Raw genomic sequence first — 7,931 nt, 5'->3', positions numbered from 1 at the left:
CGTCAGCAATCGCGACCACGGCACGAGCTTCTCCATCTCTTCCAGGAAACGCTGGCGCCGAGTCATGCGCTTCTTGCCCGTGCTTTCCGCTTCCGCAAAGCTCATTTGCCGTTTCATCGTCGTGGGCCCGTTCCGTGAACTATCTTCTACAACGTCCTCGGCTGCGTCAGCGATGACCACAGAGCCGGATAAATCAGTGTTTCCCTAAGTTGAAATGTCCGGGCTTACGGGCTTGATGTTTGTTTCTCTTGGGTTACAGATCACGCAATGTCGAAGAGCGGATCCTGAACGGGCAGGGTGCTTACGCTTGCGTCACTGCCCCTTGCAGACCGGCGGCCAGGTTTGCGCGCAGGCTGTTGGACCTGTCTGCGTTCGGCGAGATCCACGATCACTTTCTCGACATCGGCCTGCGTGAACTCACGCTGCTTCTTTTTGTTCGGCTGAGTGGTGTTGCGATTCGTCTTGGTCGAGTCGCCTCGATGCGTTCGAGACGGTGCCTTACCGATTCGGCTGTTATCGCGCTGCGCCTGAAGCGCTTGCGCGATCTGCAGCACGTGACTCAGACGCTTGTGTTCGACGATGGCACCTTGATCGATTTCGGCCAGCCGGTCGTACTGCCTGCACGGCAACACGCGACCCTCTGTTCGGAGTTCGATCCGCCCATCCGGGTACTCCCACACCTCGATCTGCCGGTCGATCAACTTTCGATTCTCCGGCGTGTCCTCCAGCAAGTACATTACCCGGTCGTACTGCACCGTGAGCGACCTCGTCACTTTTCGCGGCTCGCGCCACGTCAGCACCAAGTCAAGATTCTCATCGGCGCGCAACGGTCGGTGCGCATTGAAATCGCTCTTCGGCGGCTTCGCAAAACGTGCGTTGTAAGCGGCCATGAAGGAGGGCGCATACGCATTGGCGTCACCCACCGTGTTGATCCCGCGCAATCGCATCTCCTTGACCAAGCGATCCTGCAACGTCAGATGTGCTCGCTCGACTCGCCCCTTGGCCGGACTGCTGTTCGCGCAAAACGTGTCGATGTTCAGCTCGTACATCGCGCGGCCGAAGTGCGTCACCCGATTACCAGTCTTACCTGGCGTTACGTTGCGGAACACGCTGTACTTGTCGCTATAGAACGCCCCCGGCTTGCCGTGGCAGTCGATGTACGCGCGCGTCGCCTCGAAGTAGCTGAAGGTCGATTCGGTCTGCGTGAAGTGCAGCATCATCAACCGGCTCGTCGCGTCGTCGACGTACACCAGCAGCGTGCAGGCCGGCGCCCGATCCTCGAACCATCGATGGTCACTGCCATCGATCTGGATCAGTTCCCCCAGGCACGCGCGTCGCGCCCGCGGTTGATAAACCTTCGGTGGCCGCTGCCGGCGCGGCACCCACAGGCCAGCGTCGGACATCAGCTTCCGGACCGTCTCCTTGGCCAGCCGAATGCCGTGACATTCCCAGAGCTTCTCGCAGGCCAGCGTCGGGCCAAAATCGGCGTAGCGATCACGGATGATCGACTGCACCCGGTCAGCCGTCGTGCTGTCCAATCGATTGTTGCTGGGCTTCGCGCGTCGTTGAGACACGAGGCCTTGCGGCCCGTGCTCACGCAGTCGGCCGACCAGTCGCCGAATCTGCCGCGTTGTCAGCCCGAGTCGCTCGGCCGCGCGCCACGGCTGAAGCTTGCCGTCCGCGACGTCCTGAATGACCTTGAATCTGTCCAGCTCGCGCATCGTCATCGTGATCCGTTCCGTTCCAGCCATCAAAGCCTCCGGCGCTGGATTCCCAGCGGCCGATCAGCTTACGATGGGTCGAAAAGCGGACATTTGAACTTGGCTAGAAGCGGACATTACAACTTAGCCACTACAATCCAAAACGCTGATCATCAGCATTATGTCAATTCAAATTGCAACACGGCAGACCTGCATTTACAGCCACTAGAAATTGCGCGCCACGCCGACCATGAACATGTCTTGATCCTTGTCGTTGCCGGTTGCGACACGATTGAAGCGCAAGCTCGCAGCCCAATCATTCGTGACCTGATACGTCACCTGCGCGCTGAGCAAGGCATTGAGTCTCGTCTTGCTCGAGACTTCGTCCCGATCACGCGAGAGATACGGACCTACGCCTGCCGAAAGCGTCCATTTGCTCCTGATCGGCGCGACGTACCAGAGTTGCGCCGCCACACCTCTTCGACCGGCGACACCATTATTGCCCTCGTAGACGAAGCTCGCCGAATAGGCCCACGCATTGCCGAGCGGCCGCTTGACTTCGACCATATACCCTTTCTCGATCGGCACTTGAGGACGGTTCGTCTGCGACGTGCCGGCCCAAACGCTAACCTGCGTCTTGCCGTCCGAAAGCGCGGGGCCGGGATCGCCGCCGAAATCCGAGCCGATGCCGAAGAGCACCGCGTCGGAATTGAATCCGCCAATCATCTGGACGTGGTTGTACTGGACCTTGAGGAAGAAGCGGTTGGGAACGACGTAATACCGCACCGCTGCTGACGCACGCACGCCCCATCGCTTTTCGTTGCGCACCTCGTTGTCGACATGCGTCGTGTCCATGCTGAAATACGGTCCCGCCGAGAATTCGAGGGCCACGCGACTGCCGACCGGCCAACGAAACGAACCCAGGGCGGCGAAGCCGTCACGGTGGTGATCCAGGGGATGCCCCTCGTTCACATACGCGAGGTAGACCGAGAGGTAGTCATTCAGGACGTCACCGAAGCCGACTTCGTAGGCGCGCCAATGCATGTCGCCACCCTCGGTCGCGCGTCCGTCGCCATACACGGCATAGACGTTGAGCTTTCTTTCAGATTGCTTGACATCGGTTGGCAAGCTCGACGGACTGTCCTCGGCGTGCACGTGGCCTGGGCCGGCCAGAATCGCCAGACCGGCGATCCAGCTTGTGAGCACGAAGCGCGAATAGATGCGACGGCATTGTCCCATTTGGACACCCCTCACCCTGATAACCGCGATTTCCTGGACAAGCTGGTAACGATTATAGGCTGCCTCCGGTAACCGGTCGCCCGGGTTTACGCAACGGCCTGCGAGGAACCGATCCGAAAGACCGAGACGGTCGCCTCCAGTTGCCCCGCCTGCTCCCGCAGCGACAGCGCGGCCGCCGACGCCTGCTGAACCAGCGCCGCGTTCTGCTGCGTCACCTGATCCATTTGCGTCACAGCCTGATTCACCTGTTCGATGCCTCTGGATTGCTCGTCGGACGCGGCGGCAATCTCGCCCATCAGCACGTGCACGCGTTGCACCGACGTCAGGATCTCCGACATCGTCCCGGTCGCGCGATCGACCTGTCGCGCACCGGTCTCGACGCGTCTCAGCGAATCCGTGATGAGTTCCTTGATCTCCCGGGACGCCGTGGCGCTGCGTTGGGCAAGCGATCGCACTTCGCCTGCGACGACCGCGAATCCGCGCCCCTGCTCGCCTGCCCGCGCCGCTTCGACGGCCGCATTCAACGACAGGATGTTGGTCTGGAATGCGATGCCTTCGATGACGGAGATGATTTCGGCGATCTTGCCCGACGCTTCCGACAAACCGCGCATCGTGCTGACGACTTCCTGCGCCGCCTGATTGCCCTCTTCGGTCAGCAACGCCGCGTCGTGCACCACCTGATTCGCCTGCTTCGCGTTCTCGGCATTCTGGCGCACCGTCGAAGTCAGTTGCTCCATCGAGGCTGCCGTTTCCTCCAGCGACGCGGCCTGCTCTTCGGTCCGTTGCGACAGGTCCATGTTGCCGGCCGTGATCTCGTGCGCGGCCGTCTCAATGGAGTGCGAACCTTCCCGCACCACGCGAATCGTTTGCAGCAGCTTGCCTTGCATCGCCCGCAAGCCGGTCATCAGTTGCCCCATCTCGTCGGTCGAATCGACGTCGATCCGCGTCGTCAGGTCGCCGCCGGCAATCGCGCTGAAATGATCGAGTGCGTGCGCAAGCGGCGCGCCGATCGCGCGCTGAAGCGACCACCACGTGAGTACGGCTGCGCCGAGCGCGACCAGGATGCCGGCGATCGCGATGCCGACGAACCAGTGGAAACGAGCCTGCGCGGCATCGAACGTCACCCGCGAGGCCGTGATCTGGATTCGGCCGAGCGCGTCCATCGCGTCGGAGACGTCGATGAACAGCGACGGCGGTATGTGCCGCCAGACGTCGGGGATTTTCGCGGGATCGCGGGCGGCAATGGCGCCGAACATCGGTTCGAGGCCGTTCTCGACGAGCGCGTGGAACTTCGTGTTCGCGTCGGCCGCGCGGCGCGCTTCTTCGGGACCGGAGAGCCGCAGCGCGCGATACGCGTCCCACGCCTTTTTCGACGCGGCGAGCAGTTCACGGGATGTCGCGGTTTCCTGCGGCACGTCGGGGCTGTCCGGATCGAGCGCGATGCGATACAGCCATAGACGGGTTCTCGACAGCGCGACATTCGCCTGCCCCAGCGCCTCCGACGATGCGAGCCGGTCGGAATAAAGCGTCTTCACGTCGTCGTTGCTTATCGCCACGCCAATGACGCCGATGATGCCGCCGATGACGAGCAGCACGCCGAGAAAACCCATCGCCAGCGCCAGCCGGACGCGAATGCTGAAATTCCTGATCATGATGAGGGAAGCGTTGAGCACGAAACCGTTGCATGCGACGCATGCGTGTTCAGCCGATCGAAGGCGGCACGTGCGAGACCGATGCCTCGATAACGACCAGAGCGGCGCGTGAATTAGTGCGGAACCGACAAGGAACGTTTCCGGAAACGACGAGTTATGGGCGGAATTTCGGCGTGGTAGGTGAATCGCCGTCATCGGCCGCGAGCAACGCGTTCAACACCCGCGCGTCCGACAACCGCTCCAGCGACAGGCACGCGTCGCTCAACGCATCGACCTGCGCAGGGGCGAGCGCGATGCCCGCCAGCGCACGAAACTTCGCCAGCAGCGCCGCATCGGACAGCGGATTGCGCGGATCGCCGAGTGCGATCGGCACGTGACGCGATTCCCGCCGCCCGTCCGCGCGATGCAGGATCACGGTCGGCTCGTCGAGATCGCCGAGCGCCGGATCGACCTCGATCGCGATGCGCGCGAGCAGCGCCGTGACACGCGAATCCGTGCGCCTGTCGTCGCGATAGGCACCGATTCCCGTGTCGCCGAATGCAAGCGCGGCTGCAACCGCGTACGGCAGGCTCATCTGCGACGACGACAGTGTCGACAGGTCGCGGCCGCCGCACATCCGCGCCACGAATGCGCTGGTTCGCACGACCACCCGCTCGATTTCGCCGGCCTCGAACGTGCGACCTTCGGCAAGCTGCAGTGCCGCGTCGACCGCCGCATGCGCGCTGCGGCACGACGCGTGCGGTTTGATCGAGCAGCGCATCAGTTTCCAGTGCATGCCGAGGCCGTCGGTCAATGCGTCGGGCGCCTGCGATTGCGCGGCGAACGTGTTGAAGAAGCCACCCCAGACGTCGTCGAACACGCTGGCCGGGCCGCTCACGCCTTCGCGTGCCAGCAGCGCCGCGAGCACACCCCCTTCCGCCGCGCGGCCGGCATGCAGCCGCTTCGTCTGCGATCCGTCATGGATGAAGCCCCACAAGCCACCGGAGAAACTCGCCGCATGGCCGAGCGCGTCGCGCGTGCGCGCGGCGTCGAGACCGAGCACGCGTGCGCTCGCTGCCGCCGCGCCGAACACACCGCAACTGAGCGTCGAGTGCCAGCCGGCCCCGTTGTGCGCCGAGTAACCTCCAGCTGCCTCGAGCACGCGCCGGCCGACGTCGTAGCCGAGCACGATCGCGGCCACGCATTCCCGGCCGGTCACCGGGCGTTGCGCACACGACAGCGCGGCGAGCACGGCCGGCATCACGACCGCGCCCGAATGATCGCAGCCGCCGGAATCGTCGAGTTCGAGCGCGTGCGCGGCGATTCCGTTCACGAACGCCGCATCGCGCGCGCCCGCGGCTCGTCGTGTACCCCACAGCGGTGTGCCGCCGCGCTCGACCGTGCCGGTCAGCGCCCGCGCACTGCGCGTCTCGGCCGCGAACGTACCCGCCAGCGCCGCGCCGAACGTGTCGAGCACATGACGCTTGGCCTTCGCGACGACGTTGTCCGACAACGCATCGGCGGCCGTCTGCGCGACGAACGCCGCGAGCCGCGTGGCGCGCGTTTGCGTCTCCGTCTTCATCGCGCCGATTCGTCCGCGAGACAATGCGAGAACACGTCGACCGGATGGCCCGGCGGATTGACGGGCATCCGGGCACGCCACCAGCGCGCGATGTCGCGCCCGGTCGCGAACCATACGTCGCCCGCGTCGCGCAGATGAGCGAGCAACGCGCGCAGCAAGTCGATGCGCCCCGCGGTGCCGATGATCTCGGGATGCAGGCGCAGCACGCAGCACAGCCCGAAGCGGCGAAACCCGTCGACGTCTCGCCGCCAGTTGTCGAGTACGTCACGGTACGCCGCGATGCGCGGCTGGCCGGCCGGTACCGGCGGCGACAGGTTGAACTCGAAGTATGGCTCGTCCTCGAGCTCGTAGTGCAGCGGCAGCTCGACGAGCCGCGCGCCGTCCGCGCGGTCGTCGCCGCGCGGATGCACATACGGCAGATCGTCTCCGCGCCACGACGACGACCACGTGAAGCCTTCCGCGACGAGCCAGTCTGCGAAGCCCTCGGCCCAGTTGCCGGTGAACGAACGAAAACCTTCAACGTCGCGGCCGATCGTGTCCGCAAGCGCCGCGCGCCCGGTGCGGCACGCGTCGATCTGCGCGGCGAGCGGCAGCGCGTCGAAGTCCTCGCAGCGATAGCCACTCACGCCGAGTTCATGGCCGGCAGCGGCGATCTCGCGTATGGCATCCGCATGCGTTTCGGCGACGATGCCCGGGACGAACCAGCTCGCTGGCACACCGAATGCATCGAACGCATCGAGCAATCGTTCGACGCCGCGCGTCGCGCCGTAACGCCACACCGACAGCGACTTCTCGCGGCCGACGATGCGCGGCTCGCGTGTCTGGATACCGTGTATGTCGTTGAAGTCGACCGTGATCGCGACCGCGCAGCGCGCGCCGTCCGGCCAGGCTGGAAGTGTCGTCACAGGCTGCTCCGTTGCGTCGGTTGCGTGTTGTGCGCGTGCTGCGCGAGCCACCAGTCGGCCACTTCGCGACAGCGCGCGAACCAGACGCCGTCCCGCGCGCACATGTGTTCGAACCACGCTTCGAGCAGTGCGAGGCGGCCGGGCTTGCCGCAAACTTTCGGATGCAGCAGCGTCGTCAGGCACAGCCCTTCGCGGTATATGCCGTCGAATTCGCGCGTCCAGTTGTCGAGCGTCGCATCGTAGCCGGCGATCCGGTCGAGCCCGGCCGGATAGTCGGGGTTGCGGTGATACGCGAGCGACGCGTAATCGTCGGTCTCCCAGCGGCCGGGAATCTCGACAAGTGACGGCTCGCCGTCGGCGCCGGGCAGCAGATAGGGACGATCGTCGCCGCGCATCGAACTCGAATAGCGCACGCCGGCTTCGCGCAGCACGCTCACCGTCGCCGCGCTCCAGTCGCCGGACGGCGTGCGGAAGCCGACTGGCCGTACACCGAGCGTGCGGTAGAGCACTTCGGCCGACTGCGCCATGATCTCGCGCTGCCGTTCGGGTTCGAGCGTCCAGAACGCTTCGTGCCGGTAGCCGTGATAACCGATCTCGTGCCCGCGCTCGACGATTGCCGCGCATTGCGCGGGCCAGGTCCGCGCAACCCACGCGGGCACGAAGAACGTCGCGGGCAGGTCGAAAGACGCGAGCACGTCGAGCAGCCGGCCGAGCGCGCGCCATGGCCCGTAGCTGCCGAGCGTGAAATACGCGGGGTTGCGCCAGATCGACCCGTTCAGCATCGCGTCGCCGGTCGGGCCGTCGAGATCGAACGCGAGCGCGACGCACGCGCGCTTCGCGTCCGGCCAGCGGGGAGCCGAGGCCGTCATCGCGC

6 protein-coding genes and 1 pseudogene are annotated in these 7,931 nt (G+C 64.9%); all 7 read right to left on the bottom strand.

Features of this window, described 5'->3' with window-relative positions:
- A pseudogene (locus tag HWX25_RS30595) lies at positions 1-117 on the bottom strand (IS5/IS1182 family transposase); the annotation flags it as partial.
- A 143-nt stretch (positions 118-260) separates the two neighbouring features.
- Positions 261-1,751 (bottom strand): ISNCY family transposase, encoded by a 1,491-nt coding sequence (locus HWX25_RS30590; RefSeq protein ID WP_175912256.1) that lies wholly within the window; start codon positions 1,749-1,751, stop codon positions 261-263.
- Between the two features lie 174 nt (positions 1,752-1,925).
- Positions 1,926-2,939 (bottom strand): hypothetical protein, encoded by a 1,014-nt coding sequence (locus tag HWX25_RS30585; RefSeq protein WP_175912254.1) that lies wholly within the window; start codon positions 2,937-2,939, stop codon positions 1,926-1,928.
- 86 nt (positions 2,940-3,025) lie between these two features.
- Positions 3,026-4,591 carry a methyl-accepting chemotaxis protein gene (locus HWX25_RS30580; RefSeq protein ID WP_175912252.1) on the bottom strand — a complete coding sequence of 522 codons (1,566 nt, stop codon included), beginning with the start codon at positions 4,589-4,591 and terminating at the stop codon, positions 3,026-3,028.
- Between the two features lie 154 nt (positions 4,592-4,745).
- The gene (locus tag HWX25_RS30575; RefSeq protein WP_175912250.1) at positions 4,746-6,152 is read right to left on the bottom strand and encodes an MmgE/PrpD family protein; all 1,407 of its coding nucleotides are present in this window, start codon (positions 6,150-6,152) and stop codon (positions 4,746-4,748) included.
- A complete protein-coding gene (locus HWX25_RS30570) occupies positions 6,149-7,057 on the bottom strand; it encodes a polysaccharide deacetylase (protein ID WP_175912248.1) in 909 nt (302 codons plus the stop codon). Before HWX25_RS30570 ends, HWX25_RS30575 begins: the two co-directional genes overlap by 4 nt.
- The gene (locus HWX25_RS30565; protein ID WP_175912246.1) at positions 7,054-7,926 is read right to left on the bottom strand and encodes a polysaccharide deacetylase; all 873 of its coding nucleotides are present in this window, start codon (positions 7,924-7,926) and stop codon (positions 7,054-7,056) included. Before HWX25_RS30565 ends, HWX25_RS30570 begins: the two co-directional genes overlap by 4 nt.
- Between the last annotated feature and the right edge of the window lie 5 nt (positions 7,927-7,931).

Origin of the sequence: Burkholderia sp. BCC1640 (assembly GCF_902833125.1) — a bacterium.
Classification (GTDB): domain Bacteria; phylum Pseudomonadota; class Gammaproteobacteria; order Burkholderiales; family Burkholderiaceae; genus Burkholderia; species Burkholderia diffusa.
The sequence above is the reverse complement of the archived record's forward strand: the minus strand, read 5'-3'. Positions and strand labels throughout refer to the sequence as shown.

Bases quoted from the DNA above. Each gene is read 5' to 3' on its own strand.
- HWX25_RS30590 (WP_175912256.1), bottom strand. From the start codon at position 1,751: ATGGCTGGAACGGAACGGATCACGATGACGATGCGCGAGCTGGACAGA.
- HWX25_RS30585 (WP_175912254.1), bottom strand. From the start codon at position 2,939: ATGGGACAATGCCGTCGCATCTATTCGCGCTTCGTGCTCACAAGCTGG.
- HWX25_RS30580 (WP_175912252.1), bottom strand. From the start codon at position 4,591: ATGATCAGGAATTTCAGCATTCGCGTCCGGCTGGCGCTGGCGATGGGT.
- HWX25_RS30575 (WP_175912250.1), bottom strand. From the start codon at position 6,152: ATGAAGACGGAGACGCAAACGCGCGCCACGCGGCTCGCGGCGTTCGTC.
- HWX25_RS30565 (WP_175912246.1), bottom strand. From the start codon at position 7,926: ATGACGGCCTCGGCTCCCCGCTGGCCGGACGCGAAGCGCGCGTGCGTC.